The 20,205-nt window shown below is 54.4% G+C and carries 17 protein-coding genes; 3 read left to right on the forward strand and 14 right to left on the reverse strand.

All coding sequences use genetic code 11. The features are described 5' to 3' along the window. Positions 1 to 287: hypothetical protein (locus ACESLM_RS16815; RefSeq protein WP_372632743.1), on the forward strand; the 287-nt coding region annotated here is incomplete at its 5' end. A gap of 155 nt (positions 288 to 442) precedes the next feature. Beyond that, positions 443 to 1,225 carry a TerC family protein gene (locus tag ACESLM_RS16820; RefSeq protein WP_094050900.1) on the forward strand — a complete coding sequence of 261 codons (783 nt, stop codon included), beginning with the start codon at positions 443 to 445 and terminating at the stop codon, positions 1,223 to 1,225. A 46-nt stretch (positions 1,226 to 1,271) separates the two neighbouring features. Here the strand turns inward: ACESLM_RS16820 and ACESLM_RS16825 are convergent, their stop codons facing one another. The 4 genes from ACESLM_RS16825 to ACESLM_RS16840 all read right to left on the reverse strand — a co-directional run bounded on the left by ACESLM_RS16825 (position 1,272) and on the right by ACESLM_RS16840 (position 6,479). After that, positions 1,272 to 1,487 carry a hypothetical protein gene (locus ACESLM_RS16825; protein WP_372632744.1) on the reverse strand — a complete coding sequence of 72 codons (216 nt, stop codon included), beginning with the start codon at positions 1,485 to 1,487 and terminating at the stop codon, positions 1,272 to 1,274. Positions 1,488 to 1,527: 40 nt separating this feature from the next. Continuing rightward, the gene (locus ACESLM_RS16830) at positions 1,528 to 4,119 is read right to left on the reverse strand and encodes an S-layer homology domain-containing protein (RefSeq protein ID WP_372632745.1); all 2,592 of its coding nucleotides are present in this window, start codon (positions 4,117 to 4,119) and stop codon (positions 1,528 to 1,530) included. A gap of 324 nt (positions 4,120 to 4,443) precedes the next feature. Further along, complete coding sequence (locus tag ACESLM_RS16835) at positions 4,444 to 5,286, reverse strand: ROK family protein (protein ID WP_372632746.1); 843 nt, start codon at positions 5,284 to 5,286, stop codon at positions 4,444 to 4,446. A 20-nt stretch (positions 5,287 to 5,306) separates the two neighbouring features. Next, complete coding sequence (locus ACESLM_RS16840; RefSeq protein ID WP_372632747.1) at positions 5,307 to 6,479, reverse strand: winged helix-turn-helix domain-containing protein; 1,173 nt, start codon at positions 6,477 to 6,479, stop codon at positions 5,307 to 5,309. 583 nt (positions 6,480 to 7,062) lie between these two features. Between ACESLM_RS16840 and ACESLM_RS16845 the strand changes: the two genes are divergently transcribed. Then, a complete protein-coding gene (locus ACESLM_RS16845; protein WP_372632748.1) occupies positions 7,063 to 8,283 on the forward strand; it encodes an MFS transporter in 1,221 nt (406 codons plus the stop codon). 83 nt (positions 8,284 to 8,366) lie between these two features. On the opposite strand, the gene erm is transcribed toward ACESLM_RS16845, so the two are convergent. From erm to ACESLM_RS16895, 10 genes are all read right to left on the reverse strand, one after another. Continuing rightward, positions 8,367 to 9,203 (reverse strand): 23S ribosomal RNA methyltransferase Erm, encoded by an 837-nt coding sequence (gene erm / locus ACESLM_RS16850; RefSeq protein WP_372632749.1) that lies wholly within the window; start codon positions 9,201 to 9,203, stop codon positions 8,367 to 8,369. 460 nt (positions 9,204 to 9,663) lie between these two features. After that, a complete protein-coding gene (locus tag ACESLM_RS16855; RefSeq protein ID WP_372632750.1) occupies positions 9,664 to 10,323 on the reverse strand; it encodes a DUF4386 domain-containing protein in 660 nt (219 codons plus the stop codon). 159 nt (positions 10,324 to 10,482) lie between these two features. Continuing rightward, positions 10,483 to 11,376 carry a dihydrodipicolinate synthase family protein gene (locus tag ACESLM_RS16860; protein ID WP_372632751.1) on the reverse strand — a complete coding sequence of 298 codons (894 nt, stop codon included), beginning with the start codon at positions 11,374 to 11,376 and terminating at the stop codon, positions 10,483 to 10,485. 21 nt (positions 11,377 to 11,397) lie between these two features. Further along, a complete protein-coding gene (gene rbsK, locus ACESLM_RS16865; protein WP_372632752.1) occupies positions 11,398 to 12,309 on the reverse strand; it encodes a ribokinase in 912 nt (303 codons plus the stop codon). 13 nt (positions 12,310 to 12,322) lie between these two features. Continuing rightward, positions 12,323 to 13,282, reverse strand: a complete 960-nt coding sequence (locus ACESLM_RS16870) for a phosphoglycerate dehydrogenase (protein ID WP_372632753.1) — start codon at positions 13,280 to 13,282, stop codon at positions 12,323 to 12,325. Further along, positions 13,283 to 14,110 (reverse strand): carbohydrate ABC transporter permease, encoded by an 828-nt coding sequence (locus tag ACESLM_RS16875; RefSeq protein WP_372632754.1) that lies wholly within the window; start codon positions 14,108 to 14,110, stop codon positions 13,283 to 13,285. It abuts the gene before it with no gap. 10 nt (positions 14,111 to 14,120) lie between these two features. Further along, positions 14,121 to 14,993 (reverse strand): carbohydrate ABC transporter permease, encoded by an 873-nt coding sequence (locus ACESLM_RS16880; RefSeq protein WP_372632755.1) that lies wholly within the window; start codon positions 14,991 to 14,993, stop codon positions 14,121 to 14,123. Between the two features lie 71 nt (positions 14,994 to 15,064). Then, positions 15,065 to 16,399 (reverse strand): ABC transporter substrate-binding protein, encoded by a 1,335-nt coding sequence (locus tag ACESLM_RS16885; protein ID WP_372632756.1) that lies wholly within the window; start codon positions 16,397 to 16,399, stop codon positions 15,065 to 15,067. Between the two features lie 273 nt (positions 16,400 to 16,672). After that, entirely contained in the window at positions 16,673 to 18,331 is a 1,659-nt protein-coding gene (locus tag ACESLM_RS16890; RefSeq protein WP_372632757.1) for a response regulator transcription factor, read from the reverse strand. Next, the gene (locus ACESLM_RS16895; protein WP_372632758.1) at positions 18,328 to 20,034 is read right to left on the reverse strand and encodes a sensor histidine kinase; all 1,707 of its coding nucleotides are present in this window, start codon (positions 20,032 to 20,034) and stop codon (positions 18,328 to 18,330) included. Before ACESLM_RS16895 ends, ACESLM_RS16890 begins: the two co-directional genes overlap by 4 nt. Positions 20,035 to 20,205: the final 171 nt, after the last annotated feature.

Here is a 20,205-nt window from a genome sequence, read left to right on the forward strand (position 1 = left end):
CATATTATAAGGAGACCGTCAGAGGTCAACAATGGAGAATTCGGAGCAAAAACAGGCCGACATCTCGCCGAAGCGCGGAAATCATGCAAAAAGCGGGGCTGTCTCCTACGCCAACCAAGCTGCTGCGTCAGATAATCGATGTTAAGGCGCGCTTCCACCAAAGCCGATTCGCCGAAAAACGTTTAATCCCGATTGAAACCTCGGATGCGCCCGCACGTATTATTTTTCTAAATGAGACTTGCCGCAACCGAATAGTCCGACTCCAAAGGGGAGTAGCTGTACAATAAAGTCGTCAATACGAGAGCCGCGGCTCTCCGGCTTTGTTGGCATTGCCTTAACGGTGCTGTTAGCGAGACCTTTGTCCAACAAGGCGAAGGTCTCTTCGCGTTCTTGGGAAGAATAGACGGTAGGCTCATCTTACTTTGCGCTAGGGGGACTTCGCATGGATATCGGATTGCTGTTGGAGTATGGATGGGTGCTGCTCGTACTGATCGCTCTCGAGGGGCTGCTGGCAGCCGACAATGCGCTCGTGCTCGCCATTATGGTGAAGCATTTGCCGGAGCAGCAGCGGAAAAAAGCTCTATTTTACGGTTTGGCAGGCGCGTTCGTGTTCCGGTTCGCTTCTCTGTTCGCCATTTCGTTCTTGGTGGACGTATGGCAGGTGCAGGCGCTCGGTGCGCTCTATCTCCTGTTCATCGCGCTGAACCACATTTTCCGCAAAGTACTCGTGAAGAAAGGCGAACAAAGCGCCGAGGAGAAAAAGGAGAAAAAGCAGTCGGGATTCTGGGCGACGGTGTTCAAGGTTGAGGTGGCGGACATCGCCTTCGCGATCGACTCGATTCTGGCGGCTGTCGCGCTGGCCGTCGCGCTGCCGGCGACGACTTTGCCGAGAATCGGGGGAATGGACGGCGGACACTTCATCGTTATCTTCCTGGGCGGCTTCATCGGGCTGCTGATCATGCGTTTCGCCGCGAATCTGTTCGTGAAGTTGCTCGAAAGCCGGCCGTCTCTTGAGATCGCCGCGTTCGTCATCGTCGGATGGGTCGGCGTCAAGCTGGCCGTTCATACGCTCGCGCATCCGTCTCTGCACGTCATTCCGCACTCGTTCGCGGAATCGACCGGATGGAAGCTGACCTTCTACGCCGTGCTGCTGATTATCGCCCTGAGCGGTTGGCTCCTGTCCGGCAGGAAAAACAAAGATAACGAATCCGTTCGAGCGGCGTGACTTTGCGTGGGCCGGGCACTGCAGCCAGCGGCGCCCGGCCCTTTCTTCATTCCGGCAGCGCATGCGCTTGAAGCGCGGCTTTCGCCGCTTCCATGTAGCCGACATAGGTGGTTATCGCGCCTCCGATCACCATCACGTCGGGGTTGTACAAATGCACCGGATTAGCCGGCGTATAGCCGAAACACGTACCGGCCCGGCGAACCCGCTCAGCCGTCTGCTCGTCTCCGTCCGCAAGCTGGCAGGTTAAACGAAATCCGCCCAAGGCTTCTGGCCTTAGGCGGATTTCGAGGCAGTTAAGCCTGTCACGCTCGATTCTTCAAATAATGATACAGCCTGACGAACAACGCAGCAGTCTCCGAGCGCGTCGCTGCAACCTGAGGAGAAAACAACTCGTTCGGCTTGCCGACAAGAATGCCTTCTTGCTGCGCCCGATACACGGCGAACCTCGCCCAGACCGGAATCTCAGAGTCGTCTCCGAATAAGGTGAACGGCTTGTCCGATTCCGTCTTCCAGCCGGCGATCCGCCCCAGCATAACCAGCAGCTCGGAACGCGTGATCGAAGCCATCGGCCTGAAGGAACCGTCTGCGTATCCTCGCAACCATCCTTGTGCAGTTGCAACAGCAATCGCTTGTGTCTCCGATGCCGAGAAGTCGGATTCATCCTTATAGCGCAATATAGCCGAGTCGCTATTCTTCTCCTTCTCTCCTATCAGAGATAGGAAATGAACGAGAACTTGCGCCAATTCTCCCCGAGTGATCGTTCCGGTCGGCGCAAACCGAGTCGTCGACAGTCCCTCCAAAATATCGAGCGCAACCGCTTCGCAAATTTCCTCTTTCGCCCAACTGCCATTAATGTCCTCGAACGCACAAGCGGCAGGCTTGATGGGAGGTTCCGGCGATGGGCTTGGCGACGGCTCCGGTGACGGACTTGGCGATGGGCTCGACGTTGGACTTGAAGTCGGCTCCGGAGAGGGGCTCGGCGTTGGGCTTGGTGTTGGGGTTGGCGATGGCTCAGGCTGCGCGCCTATGAGAACGCCGCTGGTGTCGCCAACGTTGTTAAACGTCAAGTTTGCCTGAACGCCATAGCCGTTCAAACTAATCAGCTTACCGTTATTGTCGTATAGAGCGCTGCCCAACGCAATGCCGTCCGTATCAGAATCCGTCGGTTTGATCAGATACTGGAAGGTCATGGCGTCCGTCCCAACGCCGCTATAATAAAGAGCGTACTGAGGGGAGCTTCCGATCGTGATCGGCACTCGCGGGTAAGCGGTCTGCACAGTGACTGCCTCCGAGAAATGCACGGTAAAATAGATCGTCGTCCCCGACGCATACGTGCCTGCGCTCGGCACATCGACCGAAGTAATCGTCGGCGTCGGAGCGTTCAAAATAACCAGAAAATAGCTCGTTGGAGCAGCAACTGTCGGGTTGCTCGGATTGCCGCCCAGATCGACAACTGAACCAATTGCACGATCTAAATCTCCGATCTCAATTCCGTCCGTATCCAGATCTGAGCTTTGCACCGTATAGCGGAAAATGAGTTTTTCCGTGCCGCTTCCGGACACATATTCAGCATAGACCGCCTGTGTAACGGAACCGTTGCTGCCCGTCCGCAACGTCAGCCGAGGCTGGTCAACCACCTTCACTTTCTCGGTGAAGTCTAGCCTGAAATCAAAGCTCTCCCCTGTCGTATAATTGCGATTAGCCGGAATCGATACTCTCGTCACTTGCGGAATCGTCGCATCTACTTGCACGTCCGCAAGCGCAAGCTTATACACGGCGGTGGACAGCGGCGTACCCGAGCCGTTATCGATCTGTCCGCCGTTCAGATTGATCGCGCTGCCGGCAACGATGCCATTCACATCCTCGTCCCCGTTTTGCACCGTATACCGGAACGTCGCCTGATTGCCGGAAGCTTGCAGGAAATTCGCCTGTCGGGACTCCGTTCCTACAGTTAGCGGAATAAACGGAAATCCCGTCACGACAACAGGCTCGTGATATTCAATTGTAAAATCGATAAACTCTCCCTCATGGTAGACGGCTGGGGCAGGAATTTGCTGTTTGACCGGCAGCACGGGCGTGACGTTAGACGGCTGAATCACAATTCCTTCCAGAGATCGATCCATTGCTGCGGGAAGCGTACGATTAATCGGATTCCGCGCCCCAATGTCCGCAATCGAGCCTCCATAAAACTTGATTTCGTCGCCAACTGTAATTCCGGTAGCCTCAAGTCCGGGTTCTATGGTATAGCGGAAGACAACCAGGTCAAGACCGTTCGTGTAAAACTCCTCCGCCCGAACCTGAGTGCCACCGATGTCAAGCGGCAAGTAAGGTTTACCCCCGCCTACATTGACAACGATATTTTCTGAAAAATCTACAGTAAACAGCAGCTCGTCCCCAGGCTCATACACCGCGTTTGCCGGCATAGTAACCGATTCGATGGTCGGCGCGGTTGTGTCTATGAGCACCGACGTATGCAGCACGGAAGCGCCGCCTGCCCCAAAACCGCTTCCAAGAACGGCGTCTTCGCCCGAAACGTTGCGGATCGTCGCGCCGTTTAATTGAATCGGACCGACTACATCAATGCCGTCCGCATCATTGTCTCCCGGTTGAACCGTATAAATAAAGCCGACATACTGGCCGGATCCGCCGGAATACAGCGCCTCCCGCTCCGTCCCTCCGACATCCAGCTTCAAGCTTGGCGTACCGCCGACAACTTGCACGTTCTGGTCGAACACAACTGTAAGATTAAAAAACTCCCCTTCCGTATACGGCTTCACAGGAAAAGTATTAAGTCCCGTAATTGTCGGAGAAGCAGCATAAACTTTAAGCGCTCCAAGCGGTACGGTAATCAGCCCAAACACAAGCAGTACGGCAACAAACCTTTTCCACGCCATATAGGCACCCCTTCCAATCTATACAGCCTCTCTCGGATTATATCATTTTTCTGGATGCCAATAGACATTTTCTTCTAGAATACAAAGTGTCTCAGCTAACGCGCGATTGGAGTCTCCGCCGTATGCGGCTGGCTCTTGTCCGGTAAGAAAGACAAGGAAAAAGGCTCGGCCTAAGCGACCTAAGGCACGCGGTCAACGGTCAAAATCCGCAAAGGCATGTCTCTCTCTGCGCTGCAAGCGGGCCCAGGAGAGACGTGCCTTTATTGTTCGTGCCTTGCGCCCGCTGACGATGCGATCCCGGCGAGCGGCCGCAGCCATTTACGCTCAGTTCACCTCTAGCTTGCGAATCCACTCTCTTGCGCCGTAAGCGATGACCCGCTTCGCAACGGCGGGAGACGCGATCGTGCAGCAAGCGAGCAATTCCGGCAGCGCGCGCTCCCGCAGCGCGGCTTTCGCCGCTTCCATATACCCTTCGTAAGTCGGAGTTCTTCCGCCGACGACGATCACGTCCGGATTGTACAAATGCACCAGATTCGTTAACGCATACCCGAAGTAAGTCCCGGCCTCGCGGACCCATCCGGCAACCCGTTCGTCTCCGGATAAGAGCCGCTGCCGCAAAGCGGTATCGTCCAGGCCCGCGCGATTCAAGATGGCGTAGCCGCTCGCCAGCGAATCCAGCAATTGCGGCTCGCCGTCCGTCGATACGATCATGTAGCCTAGCTCGCCGCCCCATCCTTTCGCCCCGCACAGCAGTTCGCCCTTGACTACGATGCCCGCCGCGATAAAAGCGTCGACGAGAACGACGATCACCGTATCTCGATCGGAATACCGCGCGGCTTCGGCCATCGCCGCCGCTTTGACGTCATTGACGAAGGCGACGGGTGCCCCCGCGGCCGCGGTGAACGCTTCGGCCATCGCGCCGGTCAGCGCCGGAACGACATGGCTCAGCTCCACTTTATCGTTGCCCGCAACCAGCCCCGGCATCCCCATGCCGATTCCGCTCGGCTTGTACGGAAGCTTGCCGACGAAAGTCCCGACCGCCTGCGCAAGCTGTTCCAGCGTACACTCCCGGCCGGTCGGAGTTTCGTTCTCCAGCACCCCGTACGGAGTGTCGGCCATCAAATAGATACTGTCCCCGTCGATCTCCACGCCTACATAGCGATTCATCTTTTTTTCTCCCCGCTTCTTTATCGTTCCGCTGCCCGGTAATGCGTGCCGAGCTGACCGGCGAACCGCTCAAGGCCGCGCTCGATGCTCGCCTTCATCCGTTCGTCTTCCGTGTCTATGCCGTCTTCCCACCACCAATTATGGAAGGAGAGCGGCGCGTTCTTGCGATGCTTGACCGGATCGAAACGAGCGACGATCCGTTCCCCATAGACGACGGGCAGCACGTAGTAGCCGTACTGTCTCTCCGCCGCAGGCTTGTATACTTCCCAACGGTAGTCGAAACCGAAGAGCTCCCGGATCAGATTTCTGTCCCACATGACGTTGTCCAACGGAGCAAGGACGCTGGTCCGTTCGTTCGGGCGATCGTCGGACAGCGCCTCCTCCAGAAGGGGCACGTCTTCGCTGCGCACGTATAGCGGATGCTGCACCCCTTCCACTTGGACGGGGACGATCTTCCTCTCTTCCGACAGCAAGGCAAACGCTTCGTTTCTCTCCCGGCTCTTCAGCCCGCGAATGCCGATCCACGCGTCGCTCGGCCTGTTCCACAGCAGCCCGACGCTGCCGATTCGCCTCAGCACGAACCAGGCGTAATAGCCCCCGTCCGTCTCGAACGGATCGGGCGCCGAGAGAAGCTCGCGCGGAATCAGACGCTCCGCCAGGTCGTAGTACTTGCGGGTATGCGACTTATGGTGAACGCCGAGCCTGCCTGCATGGTACATGGCTTCCAGCGCGGCGCGGGACAATCTCGTCGGTCCCCATGCCCAGTCGACTTTCTCGTTGTCGTCCAGATCGCCGGAGCAGAGCGCCCCTCTGCTCTCTATCTCGGTCCGGACCCGCTCCGCGACGTCTTCGTTCGCCCGGCACCAAGCCCCGTGATGCTCGCGAAGCCGCGAGAAATACGGCCAGTCCTTGACGGGCAGAATCGACATGCACTTGTCCCAGTAGTCGACGAGCTTGCGATCCTGATAAAGCAGCTCGGACAGCATCGCGGGCTCGAAATCCTCGACTTTGGAGCGCAGAACCAGCTCCGGATTGGGGCCGACGACGTTGAGCGGGTCGAACTGGATGCATCCGACGCGCTTGATGTACGAGAGTACGCCTTCTTTGCCGCGAAACCGAAAAGGCCCGCTCAACCCGTGATAGAACAGCAAAAACCTTCTCGCCTGCGACTTGGTCATCGATATTGCGGTCATTTTCGCACCTCGCGGAGATTATTGGTTGGCGACTAGCGTTTGCGCAGCTTATTCCCTGCCAGTCTCCCAAACCGCTTATGTAGATGTAGAAGCTCGTTTTCGACTCGTAGATGCGATAGACGTTGTCCCAGTTTCCACCTCGACGAATAGGATGACGACGACCGCGCTGAGCCGACGATGATCATTCACTTATTCTAACAAATCCGACAAATCTCCTTTTTTCTGTAATAAGTGACCATCTCCTTTTTGTTTGTAGCTCTGCAAAGGTAGGTTCGACACCACCATTGTAACCTACGAATGACAAATTGGGGGTGGTCACGTTCATCATAACTTTTTTGGCCTTGGCGCTCTCTCCCCCCAACTCTTGCCGAGACACCCTAGTCTTTCTGTCTGTTGCAATGTTCCGCCGGTCTTGATACACTGGCAATAGATTTTTTGGAGGTGGCATAATTGACTCATTCCATGCGTTTACGGTAGTGCCAAAATGAATCGGGCAAGCTCGGCCGTTTTTTCTCGAAGACGGCGGAGGGTTATTTGTGTTTCATTGATGGCATGATCTATAAACGAAGGGATGATTTTTTTAATGTCTGCCAATTGGAAAAAAACGTTTGCTATTCTGTTCTCGGGACAGATCTTCTCTATATTGACGAGCTCCATGGTGCAATTCTCGATCATCTGGCATTTGACGGCTACGACGCAATCGGCGGTCGTGCTGACGATGGCCGGATTGGTCGGTTTTCTGCCGCAAGCGATTCTCGGGCCTTTCATCGGCGTGTGGCTGGACCGCTGGAACCGCAAAATCACGATGATCGCGGCCGACAGCTCGATCGCCTTGTTCAGCCTCGTCCTTGGCTTGTACTACTATTTCGGCGACCCCAGTCTGGGATTCGTCTATTTGATTTTGCTGATCCGTTCCGTCGCTTCCGCTTTCCATGCTCCCGCCTTGCAGGCGGCCATCCCGCTGCTTGCTCCCGAAGACCAACTCACCCGGGTGGCGGGTTGGCACCAGATGGTCTTCTCGGTCTCGACGGTCGTCGGCCCCGCGCTCGGCATCGCCGTGTACTCGGCCACCTCTCTGGGCGTCGTATTGTTCCTGGACGTCGTCGGAGCGCTGATCGCCAACCTGATGCTTCTGTTCATCCCCATCCGTCAGCCGAAGCCGGCGGCTCAGGAAGCTCCTCATTTTCTTAACGAGTTCAAGCTCGGATGGCAGACTTTCGTTCAAGCGCGTCCGATCGTCATCATTACCGCGGCTACCGCGGTATTCAGCATCGTATTCATGCCTCTGGCCACGCTATTTCCGTTCATGACGCTGTCCCACTTCGGCCGCGGCGGATACAGCGCCAGCCTGATCGAAGCGGTATTCAGCGTCGGAATGATCCTCGGCGGCTTGTTGCTGGCCGTCTTGGCTTCCAAGTGGAAGGATATTACGTATATTTGCTGGAGCTTGATCGTTATCGGACTCACCTGCCTGGCGAGCGGGGTCATCGGGCCCGGCGCGTTCTTCGTCTTCACCGTTCTTTCGTTCCTGATGGGAGCGGCTTCTCCGTTCTTCAACGGTCCTTATATGGCGATGATTCAGAAAGCTTACGCGCCGGAAATGCTGGGACGCGTCATCTCGCTCGTGACCAGCGTCATGCTGCTCGCCTCTCCGATCGGATTGCTGCTCGCCGGACCTATCGTCGATAAATACGGCATTCAGTCTTGGTTTTTCTGGTCGGGCGTCGTCACGGTGCTAACCGGCGTTCTGCTGCTGGCCGGCTTCAAGAAGCTGCAGATTGCCGATCCCGCTACCCAACCGTAATTCCGCAACTGTTCTGCCCTAGCAAAAGCGCCGATCGTATCTTCCGATTCGATCGGCGCTCTTTTATCCCCGCACGGATGGATCTAACCTTTCGGCCAACGGTAAGGCGCCGCATGCCGGAGCATCGCATGATAGAGCGACGCCCACTGGTCCAGTGATAACGAAGCAACCGCCTGCTCGAGAGCTACCTTTGCGCTCTTGCACGCCGTACTTAACTGAACCGGAGTAAAAATCCCCTTAAACGCATCCGACGCCGTCCGCCTCGGTTCGCTTAAAGCGTATGCCGCGAATGCGATGAATCTCTTCCCCTCTGCAGCGGATATTAACGGACAAGGTCTGCGTGCAATTCGCACGATCGCCGCATCGACGCGCGGAGGCGGAGCGAAATGCGTCCGGGGCACTGCCGTTCCCATTTCGAAACCAAAATTCATTCTCCACATCAACAGACGCGGGTCCAACGTAACGGGTTGCGTGAACCTTCGTGCCGCTCCATGCTCCAAAATGAAGGCGCCTCTTTGAAAGGCTCTTCCTTCGCTGCCCAGCAGCTTTTCAAGAATGGCCGTCGTGATGGAAAACGGAATGTTAGCCACTACGGAAAACGGCCTGGCGGGCAGCCGCACTTCCCTGATGTCGCCTTGGATAACCGTGATTTGGGGATACGGCTTCGCTTTGGCGCGCAAGGCGCTGGCGAAATCCGCGTCTATTTCCACCGCCAACACTTTGCCGGCTATTTCGGCAACCGGGAAGGTGAGAACTCCCCGGCCGGCGCCGATCTCCAGAACGGTGTCGGTCGGCTGAAGGCACGCCGCCTCGATAAGCCGTTGGATCGTTTTCGGATTGTGCAGCAGATGCTGCCCCGTAAAATTGGGGCCCGATTTGCATTTTCTTATCGTCCGATGCTTCTTGTTATGTCTGCGCATAGATAGGTTCCTCCCTAGGTTGAATGACAAAAAACCGCAGGCGTATGCCTGCGGCGGAACTACGGTACCAGGGAAGAGCTATTGCGCCCATTCGAATAAACCATATCCTCGAAACGACAAGGAAAATAGTTGGACGGATTTCAATTGCATAGACGAATAAACGCCTCTTCTTGAGCACGCAAAAAAGAGACAGACGCGCTGTCCCCGCATGATCCACCTATGCAGCTGGATTATCCTGAAATGGGCAGTCCGATTCCGTTTTGCTCCGCACGCAGGCAGAGCCTTTGTTCACTATTTAGTTAGTGGCACAAAGCGACAAAACGCAATCTGACAAAATTAATAACACCCATTGTAGGACAACCCTCCGTTCCTCGAATTGAAGCTATTGTAGCATAGTATTTATTCCATTACAATGACAGATCCCCCCCTCTAACCGACCTCCGTGTCCCCTATCCACCCGCTACCGTGCGCTCTCCGGCAGCTTGACTCCCTTAACGATCAGCCACAGAGGCAGGGCAATCTCGAACAAGGCTCCCGGGATATACAGCAGCATGCCGTCATGCCCCATCAACTCCGCTACCGCGCTGGCCGACAAGGCGACATAGCCAATGAAACCCAAGGCGGACAGCGCCCGCGGGACGAGCCTGAACCGGTACAGCAAATAGCAGAACGCTAGGCTGTATACGCCAAGTGCCAGCATACCCAGTTGGAATGCGTACGAGCTGCCTTCCTTAATGAGCGTTCCGATCGCTTGCAGGTCGCCTGGTACGTCCGATGCGGCATATTCCCGGCTTAACGCAACCAGCAGCAGCGGTCCGATCGCGCCGACGATGAGCAGTACGGCTTCGATCGCGCGGAACGCTACGTATCCCAGAGCGATTTTCTCATTGCAACGCTTCAGAATCGGGAACAAAGCGATGGCGATCCCGACGACGGCGGCGGAATTCAGGAACTCTAGCAGCACCCCCAGGATGACTCGATCCCGGTTGTCAGCCGCATGCGCGAGATAATCGGAAGTGCCTACAACGGATTCGATGAGAGCATTTCCCGACATGTACGCAGCCGTAGCCGCCAAAAACAATGCGCCCGCTACGGCCACCGATTTTCTATACGTCTTCATGGTTTCCCTCCCGGCAATTTGCGGACGGAGCCGCATTCGATCATCCGCATTGTAGCCGAGGAAAGGCCTGATCTTGTAGCTACTAAAGTATCGACTTGGAAAAACTCGCCGTTACGAACCTCCACCGTCTTTTCCGTGCAATAAGTCGTAACTTTTGGATTAGCCGAATTGCGGAAGCTCGCTAAGTTTCCGTTGCAGATTCCGCACCTCCTCGGCCGGCAAGTCTAACTGTGGCGCCCTCATGAATCCGACGTCTATCCCTCTCATCTTAAGCGCTTCTTTGAAATAGGACATGTTACTGCCACTCTTCAGCACCTCGCAGTAGCGGATCGCAATTCGCTGTAGCTCCCGCGCTTTATTCAGATTTTTCTCCCGATAGGCATCGTACACCGCGACGAACGGTTCGGGATAGACGCAGGACACGCCGGAGATGACGCCGTCACAGCCCATCGCCAAAGCCGGAAGCAACAATCTGTCCGCGCCCTGCATGACGGAAAACCTCCCCTCGTTGATCGCCAGATACTCGTTCGTTCTGAGCATATCCGGATAGCTGTATTTCACGCCGACTACATTGGCGCAGCGGTCCGCGACTTTTTGTGCTACCTCGGTCTTCAGATCGTTCGCCGCGCATTGGGGGATATTGTATAAGTACATCGGGAAATCTTGCGGAATGTTCGACGCGACCGTAACGTAGTACTGCTCCAATTCGCCGTCATTGGCTCCCAGAAATATCGGAGTAACGACTCCGATCCCGTCTGCTCCGATCGCATGGGCATGCTTTGCAAGCGCGATCGTATCTTCGAGCGTAACCGCTCCAGCATGGATGTACACGGTCACCCGACTCGCCGCCGTCCCAACGACCGTTTCCGCTATCGCTTTGCGTTCGGCTAAACTCAACCGAACCATTTCACCGGTCGTTCCGAGTGGGAAGAGACAGTGAACGCCCTTGGAAATTAGAAACTCTGTCAGTTGCGCGACCTTCTGCAGATTCACTTTGCCGTCTTGATCAAAAGGAGTTACCATCGCGGTGGTCACGCCGTATAATCGTTTCATCTTTCGAATTCCCCCTGAATGTTAGGATTTCCCAAAAGCCAATACTTCGTCGCGAGTCGGAAGTGAGCTTTGCGCTCCATGTCTCGTTACGGCAATCGCGGCGGTCTGCATGGCAAAGCGGATCGCTCTGTCGACATCGCGCCATTCCGAATAGCCGGCCGCGAATCCTCCGACGAAACTGTCCCCAGCCGCGGTCGTATCCGCCGCCTCCACTCGGAAAGCTTCGTGGAACCGGACAAAATCCCCGTCCGTGTGGCAGCAGCCTTTATCCCCCAACGTGACGATCAAATGACGGACGCCCCGGTCCATGAACAAGCGTCCCGCTTCCCGGATCGCCGCTTCGTCCAGCCGCCCCACCCCTGCAATCGCCCGCAGTTCGTGCTCGTTGGGAATGAGGCAATCGACGTAGCTTAATATCGCGGAATCCAGCTCGCGAGCCGGAGCCGGATTCAATACCGTCTTCTTTCCGAGGCTCTTGGCCATTTTTAACGTATATGCCACCGTCTCAACCGGGATTTCCAGTTGAAGCACCACGATGTCGGATTGCTCGATGACCGCCCGCTGGCGTTCAATGTCGGATGGAGTAAGGTCTCCATTAGCGCCGGGTATCACGACGATATGATTGCTGGCGGCTTGATCGACGGTGATCAGCGCCATTCCCGTCGGACTTTGCGAAACCATAACGGATGAAACATCTACTCCAGCCGAACGCAAAGCTTCGATCAGAACGGAGCCGCTCGCATCCGTTCCGACTTTGCCGATCATCGATACGGGAATCCCCAGTTTACCGATAGCGGCCGCCTGATTGGCGCCTTTGCCACCTGGGACCTCCGACAATCCGCTTCCGAGCAACGTCTCCCCTTCTTTGGGTAATTTCTCTACGTTGACGACAAGATCCATGTTCAAACTTCCTACTACGGCCACCTTCAGCATAGCTGCACCCCGCTTACCGGAGCAGATTCGCAGGCTCTCTGCCCGCGAACGCGTCCAGTAAAGCTTGCGCCGTTGCCAGACCGACGCGCCGATACGTCTCTACCGTTTCAGCTGCCGTATGCGGCGTGGCGAGCAGGTTATCCAGCTTTAGCAGCGGATTGTCGGCCGTCACCGGCTCCTGCTCGTAAACGTCGATTGCGGCGCCAGCAATGCGCTTCGACTCCAGCGACCGTCGGAGCGCCGCTTCGTCCACCAAGGCACCTCGCGCCGTATTAACGAAATAGGCGGTCGGCTTCATCATACTGAACTCGTCGTCGCTCATCATGCGATAGGTTTCTTTCAAACTAGGAAGATGCATGCTGACAACGTCGCTCTCCCGCAGCACTTTCTCCGCAGAGACCAGCCGAACGCCCAGCGCCTCAGCCTTCGCGGGATTAGGATACTTGTCGTAAGCGACCAGATTTACGTCGAAACCTTGCAGCTTTTTCGCTACCATCTGTGCAATATTGCCGAACCCGAGCAGGCCGACGGTTCTGCCCTCCATCTCTACCCCCACCCGGCGATCCCAGTAAGCCCGCTTGGCGGACTCTTGGAGGGCGGGAATATTGCGGATGAGCGACAGAATCAACCCTACCGTTAATTCGGCGACAGCATTCGCGTTGCCCGCCGGAACGTTAGTCACCCGGATCCCGTATTCCTTCGCTTTTTCCAGATCAATATTGTCCACGCCCACGCCGAAGCGCGCGATGGCTTTCAGTTTAGGCGCCAGCTTGAAAACAGCCTCGTCCCACGTATCCACTCCGGCCACGACGCCGTCGATATCGCCGACAAGCGGAGCCAGCTCCTCGAATGTATGAGGGCGTCCCAGCTTGTTCTCGACAATCTCGCAGCCCGCCTCCTCCAACAATCGTTTGGCCTCCGAGCAGAGCACGGAATAATTCGTCGCGGTCACCAATACTTTTTTGGCTGTCATTTATTTAACTCCTCCAACGGTCATGCCGCTAACCATATATTTAGATGTGAAAAGGTACATAATAATAACCGGAATAGAAGCGATAATCGAACCGCCCATGAGCGGTCCCCAAGCGAAAACGTCGCCAACGATCATATCGGCCAAACCGAGGGTAATCGTCTTGTCCGTGCTCTTCGTGATGACGACGAGAGCGTACAGGTATTCGCTCCAACAGAGCGTAAAGGCGAAAATAAAGGTTGCTGCAAGCCCCGGCGCTGCTAGAGGAAGAATAATGCTGCTCAGCGTTCGGACCCGACTGCATCCGTCGATCATCGCCGCTTCCTCAATTTCATCCGGAATCGTTTTGAAATAGGAGATTAGCATCCAGGTTGCATAAGGAATCGTGATAGTCGGGTAGATCAACATTAATCCCCAGATGGAATTGCTTATTCCAATTGACGAAACTAGCATGTACAAAGGGATGAAAAGCACCGATCTGGGCATCAGGTAAGCGTACAAAATACCTCTGGAAATCAGTTTGCGTCCGCGGAACTTCAGCTTGGAGAGCGCATAAGCGGCAAGCATACTGACCGCGATCGAGAACAAAGAGACGATTAGCGAAACGATCAAGCTGTTCCTGACGTTCCCCAGAAATCCCTTCTCGAACAGTTTCTCGTAGCCGGCCCAGGTGAACCCCTTCGGCCAGAAGTTAGGCGTCAGATTATAAATCTCGCTTTGCGACTTGAATGACGTATTCACCATCCAGTACAGCGGAAACAGCGCGAACAGCAGCATTACAGCCAAAGTGACGTATACGAGAATCTGTCTGTTTATCGATTTATTTTCCATAGCTTATCACCTAGTCTCCTGAAGGAAGCGAACGTTTGGTCACATAGTTGATCAGCATGATCAATGGAGGCATCGTCATAATGGCGATGGCAATCGCTTTCCCTAGATTCATATTCAAAAATCCGATCGTGTAACTTAGCGTGGATAGGACTTGTGTGCCGTTATCCGGTCCGCCGCGCGTCAGCAACCAGATGATCTCGAAATCGTTCAGTGTCCAGATCGTGGTCATAACCGCAGCAATCACAGTCACTTCCTTCACCGAAGGAAGCGTCATATAGAAGAATCGTTTTATCGCCCCGGCTCCATCCAGCATCGCCGCTTCGTACATTTCCTTGGAGATCGACTGCAGGCCGGCGAGAATCGCAATTCCCATGAACGGAATGCCTCTCCATACGTTTACGACGATTACGGACAGCATGGCCAGATCGGGCTGGGCCAGCCAGCCGAGCGGACGGCCGATTGCGTTGATTTTCAGCAACAAGTAATTCAATACTCCGCCGACGTCAGAGTAGATCCACTGCCAAGTAAATACGGACACGATTGTCGGAATCGTCCAGGGTAGGAACAGTAAAACCCTAAATACATTGCGGAAAATAATTTTCTCGTTTAATACGAGGGCCATAATCATCCCGAATACAGTTTTTAAAAATACGGCGGCTACTGTGAAAATAACGGTGTTTTTAACGGCTTTCCAAAACATCTCATCTTTGAAAAGCTCGATATAATTGCCGAAGCCAACAAAGTTTGCGGCCATACCTACTTTTTTGTCCGTGAAGCTGAGATATAGCGCCCATCCAAAAGGCAACAACATGACGGCCAGCAGATAGATCAGCACGGGGCTCATCAGTAGATACGCCAGCTTGTTATCCATCCTTATTTTCAAACCCTATCCCCCTTGCTTAAGAGTAAAGGGATGACCTGACCGGCACCCCTTCGCCTCTTTCCTGTTGTGAATTATTTGTTGTAGATGTCCTGTACCTTCGCCTGTAAATCTTTGACGGCTGCCTCCGGTGTGTAGCTGGTTTCAAGCAGCAGCTTCTGGAACGAATCGTTGACGACCCGCAAATTGAACACTTCACCCGCCTTAGGATTATATTCTCCAGGATAGCCGAGGAAATTGAAGCCCTTGACCGATTCAACAAACGCTTTATTCCTCTCGTCCTGCCATACCGTTTCATTGGTAAGATCGGTGTAGATAGGCCCGGTCAACGGAGCGCCCTTTTCCACCCAAGTCTTGTACCAGTCGGGCTCAAGAATATACTCGATAAACCGCTCGGCCAACTCTTTATTCTTGGAGTCTTTGAAAATGCCGAGGTTATTGCTGATGCCGGGAATGAAAGTACCTTTCGGACCTGCCGGATAAGGCGCGATGCCCGTTTTCTCGTATAGCTCCGGATTATCCTTCTTGATCGTTGCCAGTACGCTTCCCACATTGAAGATCATGGCGGCCTGTCCGCTTAAATATGCTTTATTGTTACCGCTGTCATCCCATCCGATCGCGCTTGGAGGCGTGCTCTTGTCGGTCAGGAAAATGTCGCGAATGAACGAAGCCGCTTGGACCGTCTCCGGAGAATCGGCGATGACGGTTTTGCCGTCCTCCGTATCCACCGAGCCGCCGTAGGACCAGATAATCCCGCGAGTAAGGAATTCCGCATCCGAATTTCCTTTGCCATAACCGATCCCCGCTCCGTACAAGCCTTTGCCGGGATCGGTCAGCGCCTTGGACATCGTTCTGAATTCATCCCAGGTTTTCGGAGGACCGTCGAAACCCGCCGCTTCCAGCAGGTCCTTCCGGTAGTAAAGAACTTGCGCCTCCGTCCAGAAAGGGATACCGTACTGACCATCGCTAAAGGTGATCGCTTTCTTGAGGTTAGGCTGAATTTCTCCGTTCTTGCTTTCTAAATCGGCGAGGAGGCCTCTAACGTCCTCCAGGACGCCTTGGCCCTTAAATTGGCCGATTTCTTGGTAGCCGAAGAAGGAGACGTCCGGCACGTTTTTCGACTCGATCGCTGCGCTCCATTTCGGATAGAAATCCTCATAAGCGATAATCTCGACGGCAACATCCACATTGTTTTCTTCGCCGAACTGCTTCGCGCGTTCCACGATCAAATTATTTTGGTCCTCGAACAGCTGCTTTTTCATCCAGAACGTAAGCTTGCTCTTCCCGCCGCTCGGCGACGACGTGCCGGACGCCCCTGCATCGCTGCCCGCGTTTCCATTGCTGCAGCCGGCCAGAAGTGCAGAAAGCACCGCCACCGCCACCGTCTTCTTCAACCACATTTTATTCATTGTCGACCCTCCAGGTTGAGTTCTCTGCGAGCCGGCTTTGTTTCCGGCTACTAATTCATCATAAAACGATTGCAAATCGTATAACATGGCAACTATTTAATCCTGACGATACAAATTTAACACGATTATTGACTCGCCCCATCCCGAAAACCAGCGCCGCCAAAACCATGTCGCCGCTAATCCCGGAAAAACAATCGAAACAAACCCTCTTTATGGCTGCGAATAGCCTGAGCCTCACACAACTCAAAAAGCGCCCGTCACGGGCGCGCCTGATCAATCTCCACTCCTCGATTCCAGCTTCTGTCGGTATTCTTGCGGAGTTAGCGAGTAATATTTTTTGAACACTTTGTTGAAATAGTTCGGATTCTGATAGCCCAGCCGTGAGGAAATCTCATAGCTTTTCATCGCCGGGTTTGCAAGCAGCGACGACGCCAGCTCCATCTTGAGCCGCAGCACATAATCGCTCAGGTTTTCGCCGGTCTGCAGTTTGAAGATTCGAGACACATGAACCGGGTGCATAAACATATGATCCGCCAGCGTCTGCAGCGATACGTCCTCTACGAGATGCTTTTGTACGTAGCTTTTGATTTTCTGCACGGCGATCTCCCGATCGTCGCTCGCTTCGTTCTCCATGTTCTGGCGAAGCATCGCAAAGGCGTCGAAAATCCAACTTTTCAGAGAGGTGATCGAGCGGCTCGGCAGCGCCCCGGCAACGTCGGACAGCGAGGGACCGACCATGACGGCAAGCTCTTTGCCGTTCTTATGCGCGAACGAGACGAAAGAAGCGTATACGAAGAAGAAAACTTCCGTCAGATGCTCCGGCGAATTCGCCCATTTCTGATTAAGCTCGCTCCAAATGTTCGTCAACTTCTCCTCCGCCAGTTCCCAGTTGCCGGATTCCAGCAGATGGAGCAGGAGCGGCGGCTCATACAGCCGCTGCAAGGAATGCACCGTCTGCTGCTCGATATCGTCCGACACCTGCACGAACAATCCGGTTTGATTCCCGATTTGTCGACGAAGAGCCACCAGCAGATCGTCGTACAGGCGCTTCACATCCCGGGGATATTCTCCCCACTTGCTGACAAGCACGGATACCGAGCCCCGCAAGTAATGATCGACGCTCAATTGCAGTTGAGACGCCCTATGCCGGAGTTCCTGCTCAAGCTGCTCGGGCGCTAAATCCTGGGCCGCCTGAGGAGTCGCAGTTACGACGAAAGCCAAGTATCCGTGCACGCTCTTGCAGGACCAGAGACGAAACAAATCCTCGAACCATTCCTCGGCCATATTGCCGATCGCGTACTCCATAAGGGACAGGCTGTAGAAATCCATTTCTAGCAGCTCGTCTTCCGCCCTTACCAGCATAATCGAGAATGGTTGGCCGAGCTTGACGTCAATTTTCAACGAATCCATACGCAGCTCCAACCGTTCGGGATAATGCTTAAAGCCCTGAAGCAGCTCGTTAAGCAGCTCGCCCCGCAGCTTCGGTAAGCTTTCCTGGAAAGCCTTCGCGACCCGCTCGTACATGCGGTATTCGCTTCGCTCCTGCCGCAAAGCCGCCACAGCAAGCTCAACTTTAGCCACAATTTCTCTGTCGCTGGCAGGCTTAAGCAAATAGTCGAAGGTTTCATGAGCCATCGCTTCCCGCGCATAGGAGAACTCCGCATGACCGGACAGCAGGATGATTTTAATTTTCTTCCAGCTTCGTCTGACCAACGCAAGCAATTCCAGCCCATCCATACCTGGCATACGAATATCGGAAATCATTACGTCCACCGAATTGGTATTCAAGATTTCCAAAGCTTCGGTGCCCGAATAGGCTTTGAACACTTTTACGACCCCGATGTCCGCCCAAGGAAGAGTTTCCGCCAGACTGTCGACTACGCTCGCTTCGTCGTCCACCACCAACAGTTGATACCCGTCCTGCTCACTCACGTTTCCTTCCCCCTGTCCTCCCAGATCAGTTCTACCCGAAATCCTCCTAACGGAGACTTGCCGAGCACCAGCCCCGACTTGCCGCCGTACATATAAATCAGCCGTTGATGAATGTTCCACAGACCGGTGCCTATATGCTCGTCCATCGGTGCGCTCATATCCGATTGCAGCTTGACCAGCTTCTCATCCTCGATCTCGGGTCCGTTGTCGTCCACGACGATGCGGTTGACTCCGTTAGCTTGATCGCCGCTCACCAGAATGATGCCGGAGCGAACGCTGCTCTCTACACCGTGAATGACCGCGTTCTCGACCAGAGGCTGAAGCAACAGCCGCGGAATTTCCAAAGCCCGCATCGGCTCGGGAACCTCAATTTCAAACTGAAAACGCTGAAGGCGCGCCGATTGAATATTCAAATAGTTTTCGATCAACTTAAGCTCCTCGCCCAGCGTGGTCATCGTGCTTTCCTGCCGGGTCGTGTAGCGGTAGTATTCTCCCAGATTCAGCGCCATGTCGACGACGGCCTGCTTATCCCCCAGATTGGCCATGCTTTTGATGTAAAAGAGGCAATTGTATAGAAAATGCGGATTGATCTGCGATTGAAGCTGCTTCAGCGTCGCTTCCTTAGAACGCAGCGTCTCCTTGTACACCTTGTCGATCAATTCCTGAATTTGCTGGGCCATTTCGTTAAAACTGGTGAACAAAAAGTCGAACTCGTTGCTCGGCTTCTTCGTCAAGCGGTACGAAAACTCACCGTCCTTCATGTGCCTGACCCCTCGCAGCAACAAGCTAATCGGCCGCTGGACGTTGCGGTAGAGCAACAATGCAGCCAGCACGCTTAACGCCATCAGTAGGACAACGGACGAATAAAACAGGTTGCGGCTCTTATGGATCGGCGAAAAATAGCTTTCCAGCGGAACCACATCCACCAAATACCAGCCGAGAGAAGCGGATCGCACATAATGGACGATATATTTTCCGTTGCCATTTAACGTAACATTAAAGCTGCCTTCGCTCTGCAGGATTTGTCCTTCCAGCTCCGCCGCCGTTTGCTTCACAGTGGCAAAATCACCGTCAAAGCCCATAATCGGCTCTTCGCCTGGGAAATAGAGGAACGGCTCGCGGGCTTCCTGCTGCTTCAGCGACACAAGCATGTTTTTTAGATTGACGTCGTTGAAACGGACTTCCACCAACAAGTTAGCATGGTCGGTTTCCTGCATTCGCGTGAACAAGTTTTCCTTAATCCCGAAAGTCAAAGCATTTTCGTGCGACCATTCGCCCAATCGACGGTTGCTGATGACTTCCTCGTTGTACTTGGCGGAATAATCCGTAGAAACAACTTCTCTCGAATCCCGCAAGTAAAAAATAATTTGGTTGCTCCACGCGCTCGTCGTCGTCTGCATGTTCATCATGTCGACGATCCGTGATTGCCGTTGCAGTTGCATGCCAGGATCGTCCCTGCCCCTGCCCTCCAAATATTCTCGAATGCTGTAGTCCCGGCTGGCAGTCACGGAATGCTTCACGAGTTGATCGACCATCATGTCCATCTGATTGACGGAAAATCCGAGTCGGCTGCGGTTCTGATCTTCGATTGTATCCCGCACCGCGTCTATGCTTACCTGATTGGAGTACCCGTATAGCAGAATGATGGGAATCAGCAAACACAAAATCAGCACGGTCACTTTGCCGAACGTTGTGATTTTCATAGATTCTTGCCTCCGCAGCATCGAGATGAATCTAATTAAAGCAAAATCCGGTGTCCCTATCAAGGAACACCGGATTTTGCTCATATAACGTCGCGGCAACGAGGTGGGGGGGATATCATGAAGGGTTAGACCCCTTCAGCACGTCCGATCCGAACCTCCTCGACTTGCTCC

Source organism: Cohnella sp. (assembly GCF_041641335.1).
Classification (GTDB): Bacteria; Bacillota; Bacilli; order Paenibacillales; family Paenibacillaceae; genus Cohnella.

Bases quoted from the DNA above. Each gene is read 5' to 3' on its own strand.
- ACESLM_RS16820 (WP_094050900.1), top strand. From the start codon at position 443: ATGGATATCGGATTGCTGTTGGAGTATGGATGGGTGCTGCTCGTACTG.
- ACESLM_RS16830 (WP_372632745.1), bottom strand. From the start codon at position 4,119: ATGGCGTGGAAAAGGTTTGTTGCCGTACTGCTTGTGTTTGGGCTGATT.
- ACESLM_RS16835 (WP_372632746.1), bottom strand. From the start codon at position 5,286: ATGAATCGCTATGTAGGCGTGGAGATCGACGGGGACAGTATCTATTTG.
- ACESLM_RS16840 (WP_372632747.1), bottom strand. From the start codon at position 6,479: ATGACCGCAATATCGATGACCAAGTCGCAGGCGAGAAGGTTTTTGCTG.
- ACESLM_RS16845 (WP_372632748.1), top strand. From the start codon at position 7,063: ATGTCTGCCAATTGGAAAAAAACGTTTGCTATTCTGTTCTCGGGACAG.
- erm (WP_372632749.1), bottom strand. From the start codon at position 9,203: ATGCGCAGACATAACAAGAAGCATCGGACGATAAGAAAATGCAAATCG.
- ACESLM_RS16855 (WP_372632750.1), bottom strand. From the start codon at position 10,323: ATGAAGACGTATAGAAAATCGGTGGCCGTAGCGGGCGCATTGTTTTTG.
- ACESLM_RS16860 (WP_372632751.1), bottom strand. From the start codon at position 11,376: ATGAAACGATTATACGGCGTGACCACCGCGATGGTAACTCCTTTTGAT.
- rbsK (WP_372632752.1), bottom strand. From the start codon at position 12,309: ATGCTGAAGGTGGCCGTAGTAGGAAGTTTGAACATGGATCTTGTCGTC.
- ACESLM_RS16870 (WP_372632753.1), bottom strand. From the start codon at position 13,282: ATGACAGCCAAAAAAGTATTGGTGACCGCGACGAATTATTCCGTGCTC.
- ACESLM_RS16875 (WP_372632754.1), bottom strand. From the start codon at position 14,110: ATGGAAAATAAATCGATAAACAGACAGATTCTCGTATACGTCACTTTG.
- ACESLM_RS16885 (WP_372632756.1), bottom strand. From the start codon at position 16,399: ATGAATAAAATGTGGTTGAAGAAGACGGTGGCGGTGGCGGTGCTTTCT.
- ACESLM_RS16895 (WP_372632758.1), bottom strand. From the start codon at position 20,034: ATGAAAATCACAACGTTCGGCAAAGTGACCGTGCTGATTTTGTGTTTG.